A 16,599-nucleotide genomic window follows, 5' to 3' on the forward strand; every position below is an offset into this window, starting at 1 on the left:
GTGCCATTTTAGTACATGAATCTTCGTACAAACCGGATGCGGTCAAACTGTTCTCGTGAAGCGAGAGGGACATCTTCTCCCATTCGTACCATCAGACAGTTCGCTGGATGTGAGCATATTTCAGGATCATCCGTGGCGTACCAGACCATATCTACGGTTTTCATCAGACGTTCCATCATGCGGCGGTACTCCCATACGGAGAGGCCGCTGCCCTTTAAATCCCAGTGCCAATAGTACTCGGTCGTAAAAATAATATAGGATTCAAGCTGTCCGTCCTCAAAGGCAATCCGAATCATCCGACTACCCAAGCCCAGTCCGCGATAGTCGTCAGCGACCTCAATGGCTCCAAGCTCCAGCAAGTCCTTCATGCCTGCTTCGGACCAGCGTTCCAGCTCATCCGGGTAGTGGAAGGTCACGTATCCCAGAAGGGTTTCTCCATCATGGGCAATGACAATTCTGCCTTCCGGCAGTTCCGAAATTTCCACCAGCGCTTCGAATTGTTCCTTTGGTTTACGAAAGGCGTCTAATTGTGTATGCATTTGAAATGAACGCAGTTGATCAGCGGATACCGGTCCCTCTACATAGATTGTTTGTCCGTTATGATCCAGCGTGTCCAAGTGGTACAGTTTTAAATGCTGCATGCGTGTAGCCTCCTTGTTTACCATCAGCTAGCTCTCCATATCCCCTACTTATAACAAAAAAACAAATAAATGAAAAGTATGGTCGTCACATCCTCATCTATGATATACTGTTTTAAACATAAAATGTTCACAATTAGATCCTTTAAATTAGTTATTAAACCAAAGGGGTACATTTGCTTTCGTTGAATTTGTAAGCGTTATCTTGTTCTGTGCAATTCTCAATATCCTATTATGAGGAGGCTGTATGCATGAAGATTGAAGAACTCCAGGCTGTAGTTCCCACATCCAACATGGGCCCGTACGAACAAGCTTACAACCGATTTCAGTGGGAAGACGCAGAACGTCATTTTACGTGGTATGAAACAGGCAAGGTGAACATGGCACATGAAGCCATTGATCGACATGTAGAGGAAGGCCGTGGTGAGAAAACGGCACTTTTGTATTGTGATGCAAGTCGTGATGAATCTTATACCTTTTCTCAGCTTCGTGCCAGCTCTAACCGGTTTGGTAATGTGCTGCGCAAATACGGTATTGGCAAAGGGGAGCGGGTGTTTATTTTCATGCCGCGCTCACCTGAGCTGGTGATTAGCTTGCTGGGTATTTTGAAGGTAGGGGCCGTTGTCGGTCCTTTGTTTGAGGCATTTATGGAAACAGCGGTCAAGGATCGGCTGGAGGATAGCGGGGCGGTGGCGCTAGTGACCACACCTGCACTTCTTTCACGGGTAAAACGCGAGGAGCTTCCTGAACTACGACATATTTTTGTGGTTGGTGATATGGACGAACGAGAGCAAGGGATTATTGATTTTGAAACGGAAATGCTTACATCCTCAGAAGAGCTTGAACCTGAATGGCTGAGTCGTGAGGATGGATTAATCATTCATTATACGTCAGGCTCCACAGGCAAGCCGAAAGGTGTATATCATGTACAAAATGCGATGATTCAGCATTATTATACTGGAAAGATGGTGCTGGATCTGCGAGAAGATGATGTGTATTGGTGTACTGCTGATCCAGGCTGGGTCACAGGAACATCATATGGCATTTTTGCTCCATGGCTGAATGGAGCGACGAATGTCATTCGTGGAGGTCGTTTCAGCCCGGAGGACTGGTACCGGACGATTGAGCGTCACGAAGTGACCATATGGTATAGCGCTCCTACAGCATTTCGGATGCTGATGAGCGCAGGTGAGCAGGTTGTTGCCAAGTATGATCTTGGCAGCCTGCGGCATGTGTTATCCGTGGGAGAACCGCTCAATCCCGAAGTGGTAAGATGGGGCTGGCAGGTGTATACGCAGCGCATTCACGATACATGGTGGATGACAGAAACGGGGGGGCAATTGATCTGTAATTACCCTGAGCTGCCGATTAAGCCAGGTTCGATGGGGAAGCCACTTCCTGGTATTCAGGCTGCCATTCTGGACGACAAAGGACAGGTGTTGCCTCCTAACCGGATGGGGCATTTGGCAATCCGTACACCGTGGCCATCCATGATGAGCCGTATATGGAATAACCCGAACAAGTATCAGGAGTATTTCCGCTTTCCCGGTTGGTATGTGTCTGGTGACTCTGCCTATATGGATGAGGACGGTTATTTCTGGTTTCAGGGACGGATTGATGATGTCATTAATTCCTCGGGGGAGCGAATAGGTCCTTTTGAGGTCGAGAGCAAGCTTCTGGAGCATCCGGCTGTAGCGGAGGCTGGAGTTATTGGAAAACCAGATACCGTGCGAGGAGAGATTATTAAAGCGTTTGTCGCACTGCGTGAAGGCTATACACCTTCTGAGGCTTTACAGCAGGATATCTACCGCTTTGTCAAGGAGGGGCTGTCTGCCCATGCTGCTCCACGCGAAATTGAATTTAAGGAAAAGCTGCCCAAGACCCGTTCCGGCAAAATTATGAGACGTGTGTTGAAGGCCTGGGAGCTTAATCTTCCTACAGGTGATTTGTCTACCATAGAGGATTAAATATTGCTATTTATAATAGAGTAAAAAAGGGGAGTCTCCAAAGCCATTTTGGCTAAGGTGACTCCCCTTTTGTTGGAAAGAACCATGAATCTTATGGACGGACAGCTCCTGAAGGAGCCGATTCACCCATGGCATTTATGGAAGTGATACGGAACCAGCCTTTGGGTTTTTTACGTCCTTTATATTCAAAGCTGTTAGATGCGGTAGAGCCTATGTTTGCAAAGGGTTCCGCACCGGTTTCACTGTAATACACGTTATAGCCTGTAACCGCGTCCGTAGGCTTTCCAGCACTCCATTGGAGCGCTACAGACGAGCCTGCTGCTTTAGCCTGAGGCTGTTCAGGAGCGGTAGGAACCTCTGTAGGCTGCTTACCGGTTCCATCTCCCTCACCCGGTACGGCTGGGGACTCAGAATCCACAGGTGGCACTACAGGTGCTGCGTTTGCATTGGCACTTGGCCCGGACTCATGTCCGCCTACATCCACGGCGGTCACGTAATAGCTGGAACTACTGCCCCCTGGACTGTCAGAGAACACCTTGGAGCCATCAGCCATGACGACCTTGCCAAGCCGTTGGAAACTGCCGCCATCCGTAGAACGGTAGAGACGATATCCTACGACGTCACTGTTTCCACTTGGACTAAAGCTGATCATAGCTTTTCCATCGCTGTAGCTAACGCTGACGTTGGATGGAGCATTAGGGGCTGCGCCGTCGTCTTTGCGTGGGTCTACGTGAGTAGGGGCTTCCTTATCTGCATCCTCAGGCAGATAGTAGGACAACGAGTTATGTCGTTTCATCACGGAAAAGGCCCGCTCAAGCTCTTTAATCAACTCTGAGATCGGTTTTTCCCTTTTTCGAACAGTTCGTTCATACACCATATCATCCGGTGTACCATCGCGTGGAATGTAATTCACACCTTGATAGGTAATATATTTGGCACGGGTAACACCATTTTCACTGTTTTTGGGTAAATACTTACTGTTGTAAATATCCGAACCATACGCAGATGCTGTACGGCTTACAATTCCGTCAGGTCTCTTGAAGCTGTCCGTTTGGAACAGCTGGGAATCTTTAGCCGTTACTTCATTCATAATAAGAGCCCATAAGCGACGTGCACGCTCTTTTTGTGCTTTTGTTTCAAGCTTATTAACTGGCTGCTTGTAACCGACCCATACACCCAGCGTAACGTCAGGCGTAAATCCCTCGAACCAAACATCGGTATAGGATTGTGTAGTACCTGTCTTGCCGGCAATCGGAATCTTGCCAGCTTGATTAAAGTTACGCTTTACCAGTCTGCCTGTACCTTCCGACACCGCTGTACGCAACATATCCGTCATCAGATAGGCCGTTTGAGGTGTGAAGGCTTGCACAGGATTAGGCTGATGCTTGTACACAATATTGCCTTGCGAATCTACAATCTTTTCAATCATATAAGCGTCGTTAAATACACCGCCATTAGGAATGGCTCCATAAGCATTCGTTAGTTCCTCAACGGTTACCCCGTGGGCCAAGCCGCCAAGCACACCCGTTTGGGCGTTATTATCACTCGGTTCCAAGGTAGTGATGCCCAACTTTTTGGCGAAAGCCCAGGCCTTGCTAATTCCTACTTTTTCGTTAAACAGCTTGAGCGCTATCGTGTTTAGCGATTGATTCAGTGCATAACGGGCTGTAACCAATCCTTGATAGCGATTGTTAGCATTTTTCGGGATATGATATCCGTTGCTGCCATCTTTCAAAATAATAGGAGCGTCGTCCACGATGCTGCCGGGCTGTACAAGACCACTGTCCAATGCAGGAAGATAGGCGGCAATAGGCTTCATAGCCGATCCCGGCTGACGCACCATCTGAGTAGCATAATTCATCTGTTCCTTTTGGAAGTCCCGACCTTCCATCATCCCGAGAATCGCGCCTGTCTTATGCTGAATCAAAATGGCTGCTGCTTGCTCATCACCCTTGGTTTTACTGGTGGCAGAGAAGTTGTCCTTATTTTCTGCAATTTGGCGCATGGATTTGTATACGCTCTTATCAATGGTGGTGTAGACCATATAGCCGCCCGTGCGAAGCTGTTGTTCAGCCTCTTTGAGCAAGTCGTTGTCATCCTTGGTCTTGGTATCTGCACCAGCATTGGCCGCTTGGCCCGGATTTGTGACGGACATAAGTGCCTGCGCGGCTTGCCGTTCTGTTTCCATCATAAGGTATGGATAGGTGTTATAAGCTTTAACAGTGCGAGGTGCAAGTGATTTTTTAATATCAAAAGCCATTGCTTCATCATACTGTGCTTTATTGATTTTATTTTCCTCCAGCATTCGACTGAGCACCAGGTGCTGACGGTTTAGTGCTCTTTTAAAGCCGGATTCATTAAACTCGCCCTTACCGTTGAAAGCAGAATATGAAGAAGGAAGCTGCGGCAGTCCTGCCAGATAGGCGGCCTGGGCCACATTGAGCTTATTTAGATCATTTTCGTTAAAAATACCTTTGGCGGCTGCTTTGATGCCAAAGACGTTGTAACCGCTTGAGCCGTTCCCAAAAGGTACTTTATTGAGGTAGGCTGTAATAATCTGCTGCTTACTCAGGAAACGCTCAAGGCGCAGAGACAGCAGAATTTCCTTGACCTTACGGTCATCCGTGCGATCGAGATTCAGAAAAACACGACGCGCAAGCTGCTGAGTCAGGGTGCTCCCCCCGGTTTGTACGGACTCATGCAGTGCTTTTTGTTTGACAGCACGTAGCGTCCCTGACAAATCGACACCATTATGCTCGTAAAAATGGTTATCCTCAATAGCAATGACTGCGTCAATGACGAGTTGGGGAATTTCCTTAAACGTTACAGGCCGACGATCTTCCTCTGTCCGGAGTTGTCCGATGGGAGAGCCATCATTGAAATAAGCGAAGCCCGTTATTGCATTCTTATTTACTTCCTGTTCAATCATGGATCTGGAACGGACCGGCTCGTTTTTGACAATAGAGGCTACATAGCCGGCGGCGGCTCCTCCTGCGAACAGTGCCCCCATACAACCGATGATGATGACCCACTTTATGACACGGCCGAGCCTTCGCATGGTTGTCCGTAAGCGGGAAGGCTTTGGCTCTGATACCCTGTTTTTTTCTTCAACCATTAAGTCTTCCTCCTTTATAACAGCCATTATTATAGCATAAAATTACAAAATGAACCCATATGCTAAAAAGCCTGTCTTTTGGTGTCGTTGACTACACAAAAGCAGTGTGTTATAAATAGGTCAAAGTAAATATCGTGAAAAGCAGAGAAAGACTTCAGTAGAAGGTGGAATCACGTTGTGCAGAGAGCCGATGGATGGTGTGAATCGGTAGCGTCCCATTTTCGAATTACCGTCTGGAGCTGTCTGGATGAATGGAAAGCCTTTGCAGATTTGCGAAGACGATGATAGTAATCCAGTACCGGGTGTAGACCCGTTATAGAAATGAAGTGAAAGAAACGCTTGTTTTGGCATACGTTTCTTTAATTAGGGTGGTAACGCGAGCAGCTCCTTCTCGTCCCTTGGGATGAAAGGGGCTTTTTGGTTTGTTTAATATGTAATATTTTGGATAATAAAACAGGAGGAATGCAGAATGAAATGGGAAGAATTGAAGCCTGAGCAACAGGCAGAGGTAGAGCGACAACTTGATGTGATTCAACGGGGTGTAGCGGAAATTGTGCCAGAGGATGAGCTGAAGCGTAAGGTCATCAAGTCGGTTGTAAGCGGTGAACCGCTCAAAATCAAACTAGGTCTTGATCCGTCTGCTCCTGATATTCACATCGGACACACAGTTGTTATGCACAAACTGCGCCAGTTTCAGGAACTGGGGCATCAGGTGCAACTGATTATTGGAGATTTTACCGGCAGAATCGGTGATCCGACAGGTAAATCGGAAACACGGAAGCAACTGACGGAGGAAGATGTACAGCGTAATGCGCAAACGTACAAAGAACAAATCTTTAAAATTCTTGATCCTGATAAAACAAAGGTATACTACAATTCCGAATGGTTGGGACCGATGTCTTTTGCTGATGTGGTAACCCTGTCCGCCAAGGTCACTGTTGCCCGCATGCTGGAACGGGATGATTTTACAAAAAGATACCAAAACGGCTTGCCAATCAGCATTCATGAGTTCTTCTACCCCCTGATGCAGGGTATGGATTCGGTAGCTCTGAAAAGCGATATTGAGCTGGGAGGGACGGATCAGAAGTTCAACCTGCTGATGGGCAGAACTTTGCAAAAAGAATACGGTGTAGAGCCGCAGTCGACCATCACATTGCCATTGCTTGAAGGGCTGGATGGCGTGCAGAAGATGAGCAAAAGCTTGGGGAACTACATTGGTGTTGACGAGGAGCCGAACGAAATATACGGGAAATCGATGTCCGTTCCAGATGAGCTGATGCTGAAATATTTTGAGCTTGCAACGGATATCAACAATGAGGAGCTTGCCAAGCTGGCACAAGGCATTGAGGATGGTTCAGTACATCCACGTGATGCTAAAATGAGGCTGGCCGGAACGCTAGTGCGCATGTATCATGGTGAGGAAGCGGCAGAAGCGGCTAAGCAGCATTTTGTAACTGTGTTCCAGCAGCGTGCGCTGCCTGATGACATCGAAGAGTTCACCTTGACGGCTGATCACTTGGAAGAAGGCGGAATTCGTATGATTCAACTACTGACTCTTCTGGGCTTTGCGGCATCTAATGGTGAAGCGAAACGTAGTATTCAGCAGGGTTCGGTCAAAATTAATGAAGAGAAGTGGGCCGATGTAAACGAGGCGTACACGCCGCAGGAAGGAGACATTGTTCAGGTAGGTAAACGAAAATTTGCTAAAATCAAGCTCGCTTAATTAGAATACATTTACAAGCAGCGCTGAGATCTGTATAGCATCTCTGCGTTGCTTTTTTTATTCCTTCAGCAAGAAAAGCCGTGGTAAACTTAGCACAAATAATCAAACAAGCAGGTCCAGAATTATACATAATGGTTGTGTGGGCTTGCACAATTTGGGTGTAGGGAAAGATGACCAGAACAAATACAATACGGGGAAGGGTTATATGGACTATTTTAAACGAATTCAGTGTGCGATTGAGTTTATTGAATTGAATCTTCGAGAGGATTTAAAAATTACCGAGATTGCTTCACAAGCTTGCTTTTCAGCCTTTCATTTCCAGCGGGTTTTTCAGGCCATTTCGGGTTTTACGGTTCAACAATATATAAGGAGGAGAAGATTGTCCGAGGCGGCTGGACGGCTAAAACAATCCAATCAAAAGGTATTGGACATCGCTATTGAGTATCAGTACAACTCGCAAGAAGCTTTTACCCGCGCTTTTGAAAAGAGTTTTGGTATCACCCCTGGGAAATATCGTAACGGTGATATTGAGTTTCCCGGGCAAAGCAAAATCAATTTTCTGGATTACCAAAAAAATACGAAGGGGGATTTGGATGTGAATAAGCCGATAATATTGCAACTCGAAACGATCAAAATTATAGGATATGAATATAAAACCAATCTGAACAATGAGCAGCATTATAAAGAAATCCCAGGATTTTATGAACACTTTGGAGCAAATGAATATTTTATGTGTATTCCGAACAAAGCCGCACCGGGAATGTCATATGGGATTGCCTGCCAATTTGAAGACAGCGGTGCATTTTCATTTGTGGTGGGCGAGGCAGTTGAAAAGGAATCGAAAGAACTGGCAGAAGGTTTCATATATATGGAGATTCCAGCAGGAAAGTATGCTGAATTTGACGCTTCAGGTTTAAATGGACGGGTTCAGAATATACGAAACTTTATCTACGGCACATGGCTTCCTAATTCTAATTTTGAACGGAGAGAGGGTCCTGATTTTGAAATTACGGACGTGATGAATTCCTCCTATCCTGATCATTTGAGTATGAAGGTATACATTCCCATTGAATAAAACCCTCAGGTTCGATGCATGGGGAATATAAAAAGCACCCGAACAAAGTTCGGGTGCTTTTCGGTGCTAATGCAAGGATTAGCGGTTGTAGAATTCGACGATTTGTTTTTCATCGATATCTTGGGACAATTCACCACGCTCAGGCAAACGAATGTATTTACCTTCCAGAGCAGCGTCATTGTACTCCAGGTAAGCAGCCAAGTGGTTGCGGTTTTCCAAAGCTTCTTTAATGGAAGACAGGGAACGACTTCTTTCACGAAGACCGATCACGTCGCCAGGGCTTACTTGGTAAGAAGCGATGTCAACTTTTTTACCGTTCACAGTAACGTGACCGTGAGCTACCAATTGACGTGCGCCTGCACGGGAGTTAGCAAAGCCAAGACGGAACACGAGGTTGTCCAGGCGGCTTTCCAGCAAGAACATGAAGTTCTCACCAGCGATACCATGCATGTGTTGAGCTTTGTTGAACAGGGTACGGAATTGTTTTTCACCCAAGCCGTACATGTGGCGCAGCTTTTGTTTTTCTTGAAGCTGCATACCGTAGTTACTGATTTTTCTCCGTTGGTTTGCACCATGTTGTCCCGGAGGGAAAGGGCGTTTCAATTCTTTACCTGTGCCGCTCAGGGAAATACCGAGACGACGGCTTAATTTAAATTTAGGACCAGTGTAACGTGCCATTATAGAGTTAACTCCTTCATAATTAAAATTTGAGTTGGGGCTCTCTTTGCGCTCCAATTTGTTCGGCGCTACCAATCAAGGTGAGACGCACTACTGACAGAAAAGTTCAGCCGCTGTCCTGTCAGCAACAAAAAAGATGAGGGTGACACAAACTGTTACGCCCAAAATTTAAGATCCGCACAGTAGATAATTCTGCCGCACAGTCTTTTTCAATAATATATACTATACGTAAGAGTGGGTCAATGTCAAGAAGAGAAAAAGAATGAAAACGTCAAAATTTGTCGATAGGGCTTAAGAACTAAAAAAATGGGACGGATTTCTGAAAAATGGATGCAAATTTCTAGAGTTGAGAGTAAAATAGAGCATATTACGAGCTATAGTGGTGTATAGCCGCTGTCTTGGTACAGCTAATTTTGCTGTGAAGGAGCGCCTTAATATGTCGGAATTTTCAACAACGGATCAGCAAACGCTTGACGGTACAACAGTCCAGGCTAGCGGTGCTCCGCTGTTTGATGATAAAGGATATACGTCTTTTGCCTGGCTCCAGATCATGGATATGACACCCTATGACTTCCCCTATATTAACCAGCTTCTTGTTCAAGGATATCGGAACTGGTTGCAGCAGAGCAAGGGTATATCTTGGATTAATGAAGAAGATACTGCTGTTTTTAATTTTACAGGTGTTCGGGTTACTGGTAGGGAAGAGGACGACGATGAGGATTTGGGGTTAGTCGAACGCTGCTGCTTTTCCAGAGAGATAGAAGTGAGTCAGCGCAAACTCCGCGACGGAAGTCTTGCATTTGTATACATGGTTCCCATACTTTGTCGAAATCATAAGAGGGAGCCATTCGCTGCTCTTCGTTTTACACGGTCCACACAGCATGTTTTTACTGAGCAAGATGCTTTGTTGGCGGCTGCTTTACATTTTAGATCCTGCTTTTATTCGAAGTTTGAGTATATATTTATGGAAGATATTCTTGGAGTGCAGAATCGAAGTGATCGTGAAGGCAGACGTCGCTCTATTTTATTTCAGATTGTAAAGCGGCTGCATGACAAAATTGATGTGGAAGGCGTGCTGGACGAAGTATTTGATAGCATCGCTTATTTCTTTCCCCATGTGGATATTACGTTGTACATGAGTCAGGATCGGCACAGTCGCAATCCACAGGTCAAACCATTGCTGCTGCATGAACGGGACGAAGATGTATGTGTGCTTGCATTTATGAAGGGGCAAATGACTGTGAATGAGCCTGTTGGCACACAAAATGAAGTGACTGAGATCGGCATCCCACTACGTGGGAAGCAAGGCGTATACGGTGTTTTCCATATGATTCTTCCATCGGGTTCGGATAGTATGAAGAAAGTGGATGTAGAACTGATCGCTATGATGGCGGATACAGCTGGCACTGCATTTGAAAATGCCAAGCTACTGGAGCAATCGAATGTACTTATCCATGAATTGCGTCTCATTAATGAGCTGGTTCAGCGCTTAAATCAAAGTCTGAAGTTAAATGAAGTGTTTGAGTTTGCCATGCAGGAGCTATTACAAATGTTCATGGCTGACTTTTGCTGTATTGTGCAGCTTGATCAGGAAGAAACTTATTATAAAGTCACGTCGAGCAATGTGGAAAGTATAAGGCTGCACAGTTACCCTTGTGATGAAGGTTTTGCTGGATTAGTGCGTAAAACAGGAGAACCTGTTATTGTGTCAGACTATAGAAAAGAAGGGAAGATATCCTCAAAGTTTATGGATTTGACGGATTCTCTATCTTTGATGGCTGTACCTATGAAAACCAGCGGCACTCCTAGAGGAGTTATCCTACTGTCCAGCAAGCTTCCGAACTTTTTCTCTTATGATAATTACAAGATGCTGCAAATGCTGGCTCCCCATATCGGGCTGGCGGTAACCAATGCCATGCTGCATGCTGAGGTGCGACGGTTGGCCAATATGGATATGTTAACAGGTCTGTATGTACGTCATTATGTGGATCAATGCATTCAGCAGCATCAGGAAAAGGATTTCTGTGGATCGCTTATTTTGGTGGATATCGATCAATTCAAACAGGTGAATGATACATATGGGCATCAGACGGGTGACGAAATTTTGAAAAGCGTTAGTGATATCGTCCGTTCCACGACTCGTGATGAGGATGTATGTGCCAGATGGGGCGGCGAAGAGCTAGCAATCTATTTGCCACAACTGGGTGTACAGCAGGCCCTCCAATATGCGGAGAAGATACGTTATCGCGTAGAGCATGAAACCGAGCCCCCAGTAACTGTTTCCTGCGGAATTGCTGAATGGAATTGGTTAGACGAGCAGATCAGCATGGAATCTTTGTTTTATAGGGCGGATATGGCGCTGTATGGGGCGAAAAATGAAGGGCGTAATCGAATAGTTTGCGATTGATAATGCAGGCAGTGCATAGAGAATGTTCCTTACGGAATGTTCTCTTTTTTGTCCTGCATAACTCATTGCAGACAGGAAATCCTAATCGTAGCTATAACGTGCATATGTATGAACTGGCCTTACCACCAATAAGTAAACCAGGAACATGACTGTCCTGAGCAGAATGCCTGCTCATGAATTCAGTGATGTTCAGGATAGAACAGGCGGATGATGAGATGCATTGGCGAAAACAATGGGTTATGCTGGTTTGTATATTTCTTGTGACGTGTTTGTTGAGTGGTTGTACGCTGATGGAGCGACAAAATACACCTGAGCAGATTTTTAAAAGAGCCGTTGCAGGAATAGCGGGCAAAGAGATGCTAACGTTTACTGGACGGACTGGGGTTAGAGTCGACAACGGTCTGCCTATGAATAAACAGTTTGAATACCGTGGGCAAGTAAGGAATCATGATGAACTGGTCATGGACTGGGGATCTACGGAGGTCTTTCGTAAGCACGGTGACTATGCAGCACTGAAACAAGGTAAATTCGAGCAAGGAGCGACACATGCACGTTTTCTTCGTCAACATGGAAAATGGAATGCGATGGCATACGGTTATAACTCTGTGGCTGGTGAAGGCGTGTTAAATCGCTTTAATCCGATTCAGGAGCTGGAGGAGCTAAACACGCTAAATAAAACGATTCGTATGGAGGCCAGCGCTGCGCGGGGAACCTGGGTAGTGCGGATTGAGCCAGAATCCGCCTCGGCAAAGCGTTGGTTGAAAGAACGCTTAATGAAAGAAATGAAAACAATAAATCAGCAAATTGTGATATTAGGCACGAAGCATAAACGTCCAAATCAAGAGGTGCAACGAAAGCTGAACCAAGTATGGACACAAAGCCGTGAGGATTTGAATCGCCAACTGGAGCATTCCGCCGTGCAGGCTGTGTATCATTTGACTATAGATCGCCAAACGGGCTTACCCTTAAAGCTGTCCTCGGAATGCCGAATTTCCCGACAGGAAGTGAATGAAGAAATGCATGAAGAAGCACTAATTACCAGAGTTGTTTTTAAGGACTACAAGTAACGCAAAGGTCGTGATACAATGGATTTTGAATTAACCATTGTTCAAAAAGAATGAAATAGAGAAGGAGAGACAATTCATGAAAGATCCTAGAATACTTAAATTGGCGGAAAACCTGGTAGGCTACTCGGTTGAAGTACAGCCAGGAGAAAATGTGCTGGTTGAAATGATCGGTGAGGAGCGCGACTTGCTTAACGCCATCATTCATGAAGTTGGCAAAAAAGGCGGCAATGTCTTTGTTCAGCTTACGGACCGTAAGGTACAGAGTGCCATGCTTCGCCATGCGACAAAGGAAATGCTGGAAACCTGGGCAGAAATTGACCTCAACCGGATGAAGCAAATGCATTGCTACATTGGAATTCGCGCAGGTGAAAATGTAAATGATCTGTCAGATGTGCCAGAAGAGAAAATGAAAATGTATAATTCCCTTTATCAGCATGTGGTACATAGCGAGCAGCGGGTGAAGCATACAAAATGGGTAGTGCTGCGTTATCCGAATGACAGCATGGCTCAATTGGCGAATATTAGCACAGAAGCGTTCGAAGATTTTTATTTCGATGTGTGTAATCTGGACTACGCTAAAATGGACAAAGCACAGGATGCATTGGCAGACCTGATGAATCGGACAGACAAGGTAAGGATCAAAGGGCCAGGTACGGACCTGAATTTCTCTATCAAGCAAATCGGGGCCGTCAAATGCTCAGGTCAATGCAATATTCCAGATGGTGAAGTCTACAGTGCGCCTGTACGTGACTCCGTTAACGGAACCATTAGCTATAATGCGCAGACACTATATAATGGTATCACCTTCGAGAATGTCAAATTCCGTTTTGAAAATGGTAAAATCGTGGAAGCAACGAGCAATGATACGAATCGACTGAATGATATTCTGGATTCCGACGAGGGAGCACGCTATATTGGCGAGTTTGCGATCGGGTTTAACCCGTACATTTTACATCCGATGAAGGATATTCTGTTTGATGAGAAGATTGCTGGCAGCTTGCATTTTACACCAGGTCAAGCTTATGAAACAGCGGATAACGGTAACCGGTCTTCGATTCATTGGGATTTGGTATTGATTCAGCGTCCGGAATATGGCGGCGGCGAAATTTATTTTGATGATGTTTTGATTCGTAAAGATGGCATTTTTGTACTGCCTGAGCTGGAGCCGCTAAATCCAGAAAACTTGAAATAATGATATCTCTTGTTGCTGAGTAAGCGATTTCAATGTATCATAATGAATGAGCAATGATACATGAAAATTCCAGTAAAGCGAGGGATCTTACTATGTCCAACAATAATGCGGCGGTTGTTGAAATTGCACAGACGGCGAGTAAATTCACTTCTTCCATCGTCCTTCATTCCGAAAATAAGTATATTGATGTAAAAAGTATACTGGGCTTGTTTACGACCTTGGTCAGCAGCCACAGTTATGAACTGCACGTTCACGGGCCTGATGCCGAGGAAGCCAAAGAAGCAATCATTGAGGTATTCAAGAAGCACGGGCTGCACATTTCAGTAGCTACCTAAATTTATTTATGAAGCAGAAGCATCCCTACCTGTAACTGTAGGGATGCTTTTTTTGTCAGGTTCTTGTATTAGCCTGCAATTTGGTCTAATATTAAGGTTAGGACGTCTTGTGCGACATTGAGACATAGGGGGGAAGAATCCATGACTTCATCTGATTTGCAGGAACAATTGAATATCAAGGCCATTAATCTGCTTCAGGAAGATGCAGATAAAATAAAGAAGCTTATTGAAGTACAGATGGAGAATCTGGCAACCCGTTATTGCCCTCTCTATGAGGAAGTGCTGGATACTCAGATGTACGGATTTTCCAAGGAAGTGGATTTTGCGGTTCGCGCTGGACTTCTTCCGGAAATGGTAGGTAAACAGCTGGTCAGTGAGCTGGAACGCAATCTGGCTATTCTATATGAGGCCATGAACAATAAGGCCAATTAAAAAGACGGTTTTGAATGAATGAGAGCATGCGGAGTCTGAGAGCATGCTTTTTTTGATGCCTTTTTATTTAAGGTGCTGCATTAGAACACTCCATATTTCATTTGATCTTAAGATCACTATTGCAGCAGGATTCATTTTATTGTCAAGTTATTTAAAGGTAGGAATCCTGCTGCAAAGGTGAACGCTATCGCTTTTCCAGACTCAAATGAACTGCTCCGCTATTGTCCTCGGATTTCCACCTTAAACAATAGGCTTTAGTTAAGAAATCCGGGGGCGATGGCGATAGGAAGCACCATCCGACTGCGCAGTGGCACGATAAGAAGCCTTTAAGTTCTTTAAACGAGGAAGAAGGATACACCTAACAAGATATACACGACCAGCAGCATAAGACCTTCATACCAGTTGGTTGAGCCGTCCTGAGTAATGGATTTGGCGATAAATACAGAGACGGCAATGGCAACCAGCTCAATTGTGGTGAACACGATATTCATTGTGTTTCCCATAAAGTAACTGACAAAAATCAGCACAGGGGCAACAAATAGCGCAATTTGCAGACTGCTGCCGACTGCGATTTCGACGGATGCGCCGATTTTGTTTTTCATTGCCAGCAAAATGGCAGCGCTGTGTTCGGCCGCATTCCCAATAATCGCGACGAGGAACGCACCTACGAACAATTCGCTGAGCCCAAACTGGACCGTAAATACCTCCAGTGTTCCTACCAGCCATTCGCTGACAAAAGCGACCATGACAGTAGCAAGCACTAAATAGGCTATGGACTTGTTTCTGGACCACACCGGGGCATGCTCATGCGGCAACTCTTCATCCTTTTGTTCGGTCACGTCGGCTAAATAATCTTTATGCGTAATCATGGAAAAAATAAGCCACGCAATATAAGCGACAATGAGCGTGCCTGCTACAATGAGGCTGAGCGTATCTGATTCGTTATCCGTGATGACATGTGTATTCAGAAAGACAGCCGGGACGAATAAAGCGATCACAGCCACAATCATCAGTGAACCGCTTAGACCCGCTAGCGAGACATTGAAATTTTGCACCTTGTATTTCAATCCGCCAGCGAACAGACTTGCTCCGAGAACCAGCAGCAGATTGCCAATAATGGAGCCGGTAAGACTGGCCTTTACCATATCGTAAAGACCTTCTTTGACAAGAAAGATGGCGATGATCAGTTCGGCTGCATTGCCAAAGGTGGCATTTAAAAATCCGCCCAGACGTTGTCCGGCATAATGTGCTACGCTTTCGGTTGCTCTGCCGAGAAAACCGGCTACGAACACGACAGCGATCGCACAAATGATGAATTGAGCGATGGCGTTCCAATGTGTGTAATGAGCGACTGCGCTAAGAGCAAATGTCGCGATAAGCAAAGCGGGAGATAACCATTTTTTCAATGAAGAGCACCTCGATATCGATAGATGTGTACAAGTTTGGCGAATGCTGTCACTTGTATGGATTTTCTAAATTAATATACCCAAAATGATATAGGTTGTAAACGAAAGTCGTTTTTCATACGTAAAGGTTTGCATTTGCAGTGGCAGAGGCTTTACAATACAAATAAAGGATGCATGAAGGGGGACATAGGTCATGGCAGAGCAAGTTCAACAACTGGAAGCAGGAAACATCAAGATTTCCAACGATGTCGTAGGTAAAATTGCGGGGATGGCCGCACTAGAGACACCGGGCATTGCTGCAATGTCAGGCGGCTTATCAGAAGGCTGGGCCAAAAGGCTGAGTGGTAAAAATGTGCAAAAAGGCGTATCTGTGGAGGTCGGACAGCTCGAAGCTGCCATTGATCTGCGTATTATTGTACTTTACGAAACACCTATACATGAAGTGTCCCGAATACTTCAGCAAAATGTGCGAGAAGCCGTCGAAAGTATGACGGGTTTGCGGGTCGTGGAAGTGAACGTAAAAGTAGAGGGTGTTGCTTTCAAGGACGACGCTGTGTAAAAGAG

At 45.5% G+C, this 16,599-nt stretch carries 13 protein-coding genes and 1 other annotated feature; of the genes, 9 read left to right on the plus strand and 4 right to left on the minus strand.

What is annotated here, in order from left to right; translation table 11 throughout:
* Positions 1–8 precede the first annotated feature (8 nt).
* The gene (locus tag LCF57_RS04200) at positions 9–641 is read right to left on the minus strand and encodes a GNAT family N-acetyltransferase (RefSeq protein ID WP_225999588.1); all 633 of its coding nucleotides are present in this window, start codon (positions 639–641) and stop codon (positions 9–11) included.
* A 248-nt stretch (positions 642–889) separates the two neighbouring features.
* Here LCF57_RS04200 and acsA point away from each other — a divergent pair, with 248 nt between their 5' ends.
* On the plus strand, positions 890–2,605 hold the full coding sequence (gene acsA / locus LCF57_RS04205; RefSeq protein WP_225999589.1) for an acetate--CoA ligase: 1,716 nt from the start codon (positions 890–892) through the stop codon (positions 2,603–2,605).
* A 91-nt stretch (positions 2,606–2,696) separates the two neighbouring features.
* Here acsA and LCF57_RS04210 read toward each other — a convergent pair whose 3' ends face one another.
* Positions 2,697–5,720, minus strand: coding sequence for a penicillin-binding protein 1A (locus LCF57_RS04210; RefSeq protein WP_225999590.1), 3,024 nt, complete (start codon positions 5,718–5,720; stop codon positions 2,697–2,699).
* 135 nt (positions 5,721–5,855) lie between these two features.
* Positions 5,856–6,122: a binding site (T-box leader), on the plus strand.
* A gap of 67 nt (positions 6,123–6,189) precedes the next feature.
* On the opposite strand from LCF57_RS04210, the gene tyrS reads away from it, so the two are divergent.
* Entirely contained in the window at positions 6,190–7,443 is a 1,254-nt protein-coding gene (tyrS, locus tag LCF57_RS04215) for a tyrosine--tRNA ligase (RefSeq protein WP_225999591.1), read from the plus strand.
* A gap of 205 nt (positions 7,444–7,648) precedes the next feature.
* Complete coding sequence (locus LCF57_RS04220) at positions 7,649–8,518, plus strand: AraC family transcriptional regulator (RefSeq protein ID WP_225999592.1); 870 nt, start codon at positions 7,649–7,651, stop codon at positions 8,516–8,518.
* A gap of 78 nt (positions 8,519–8,596) precedes the next feature.
* Here the strand turns inward: LCF57_RS04220 and rpsD are convergent, their stop codons facing one another.
* Positions 8,597–9,196, minus strand: a complete 600-nt coding sequence (gene rpsD / locus LCF57_RS04225) for a 30S ribosomal protein S4 (RefSeq protein ID WP_007431033.1) — start codon at positions 9,194–9,196, stop codon at positions 8,597–8,599.
* 436 nt (positions 9,197–9,632) lie between these two features.
* Here rpsD and LCF57_RS04230 point away from each other — a divergent pair, with 436 nt between their 5' ends.
* The 5 genes from LCF57_RS04230 (at position 9,633) to LCF57_RS04250 (ending at position 14,629) form a co-directional block, all read left to right on the plus strand.
* Positions 9,633–11,603, plus strand: coding sequence for a sensor domain-containing diguanylate cyclase (locus LCF57_RS04230; protein WP_225999593.1), 1,971 nt, complete (start codon positions 9,633–9,635; stop codon positions 11,601–11,603).
* 215 nt (positions 11,604–11,818) lie between these two features.
* Positions 11,819–12,670: a hypothetical protein gene (locus tag LCF57_RS04235; protein ID WP_225999594.1), complete on the plus strand. Its 852-nt coding sequence runs from the start codon at positions 11,819–11,821 to the stop codon at positions 12,668–12,670.
* A 76-nt stretch (positions 12,671–12,746) separates the two neighbouring features.
* Entirely contained in the window at positions 12,747–13,862 is a 1,116-nt protein-coding gene (locus LCF57_RS04240) for an aminopeptidase (RefSeq protein ID WP_225999595.1), read from the plus strand.
* A gap of 92 nt (positions 13,863–13,954) precedes the next feature.
* Complete coding sequence (locus LCF57_RS04245) at positions 13,955–14,197, plus strand: HPr family phosphocarrier protein (RefSeq protein ID WP_007431029.1); 243 nt, start codon at positions 13,955–13,957, stop codon at positions 14,195–14,197.
* A gap of 141 nt (positions 14,198–14,338) precedes the next feature.
* Entirely contained in the window at positions 14,339–14,629 is a 291-nt protein-coding gene (locus tag LCF57_RS04250) for a YlaN family protein (RefSeq protein ID WP_007431028.1), read from the plus strand.
* A gap of 335 nt (positions 14,630–14,964) precedes the next feature.
* On the opposite strand, the gene cax is transcribed toward LCF57_RS04250, so the two are convergent.
* Entirely contained in the window at positions 14,965–16,035 is a 1,071-nt protein-coding gene (gene cax, locus LCF57_RS04255; protein WP_225999596.1) for a calcium/proton exchanger, read from the minus strand.
* Positions 16,036–16,228: 193 nt separating this feature from the next.
* On the opposite strand from cax, the gene LCF57_RS04260 reads away from it, so the two are divergent.
* The gene (locus LCF57_RS04260) at positions 16,229–16,594 is read left to right on the plus strand and encodes an Asp23/Gls24 family envelope stress response protein (protein ID WP_025717795.1); all 366 of its coding nucleotides are present in this window, start codon (positions 16,229–16,231) and stop codon (positions 16,592–16,594) included.
* The last annotated feature ends 5 nt before the right edge of the window (positions 16,595–16,599 follow it).

The sequence above is a fragment of the Paenibacillus sp. BJ-4 genome (assembly GCF_020404765.1).
Lineage (GTDB): Bacteria > Bacillota > Bacilli > Paenibacillales > Paenibacillaceae > Paenibacillus.

Excerpts from the sequence above, each read along its gene's own strand:
- LCF57_RS04200 (WP_225999588.1), bottom strand. The coding sequence starts at position 641 with ATGCAGCATTTAAAACTGTACCACTTGGACACGCTGGATCATAACGGA.
- acsA (WP_225999589.1), top strand. The coding sequence starts at position 890 with ATGAAGATTGAAGAACTCCAGGCTGTAGTTCCCACATCCAACATGGGC.
- LCF57_RS04210 (WP_225999590.1), bottom strand. The coding sequence starts at position 5,720 with ATGGTTGAAGAAAAAAACAGGGTATCAGAGCCAAAGCCTTCCCGCTTA.
- tyrS (WP_225999591.1), top strand. The coding sequence starts at position 6,190 with ATGAAATGGGAAGAATTGAAGCCTGAGCAACAGGCAGAGGTAGAGCGA.
- LCF57_RS04220 (WP_225999592.1), top strand. The coding sequence starts at position 7,649 with ATGGACTATTTTAAACGAATTCAGTGTGCGATTGAGTTTATTGAATTG.
- rpsD (WP_007431033.1), bottom strand. The coding sequence starts at position 9,196 with ATGGCACGTTACACTGGTCCTAAATTTAAATTAAGCCGTCGTCTCGGT.
- LCF57_RS04230 (WP_225999593.1), top strand. The coding sequence starts at position 9,633 with ATGTCGGAATTTTCAACAACGGATCAGCAAACGCTTGACGGTACAACA.
- LCF57_RS04235 (WP_225999594.1), top strand. The coding sequence starts at position 11,819 with ATGCATTGGCGAAAACAATGGGTTATGCTGGTTTGTATATTTCTTGTG.
- LCF57_RS04240 (WP_225999595.1), top strand. The coding sequence starts at position 12,747 with ATGAAAGATCCTAGAATACTTAAATTGGCGGAAAACCTGGTAGGCTAC.
- LCF57_RS04245 (WP_007431029.1), top strand. The coding sequence starts at position 13,955 with ATGTCCAACAATAATGCGGCGGTTGTTGAAATTGCACAGACGGCGAGT.
- LCF57_RS04250 (WP_007431028.1), top strand. The coding sequence starts at position 14,339 with ATGACTTCATCTGATTTGCAGGAACAATTGAATATCAAGGCCATTAAT.
- LCF57_RS04260 (WP_025717795.1), top strand. The coding sequence starts at position 16,229 with ATGGCAGAGCAAGTTCAACAACTGGAAGCAGGAAACATCAAGATTTCC.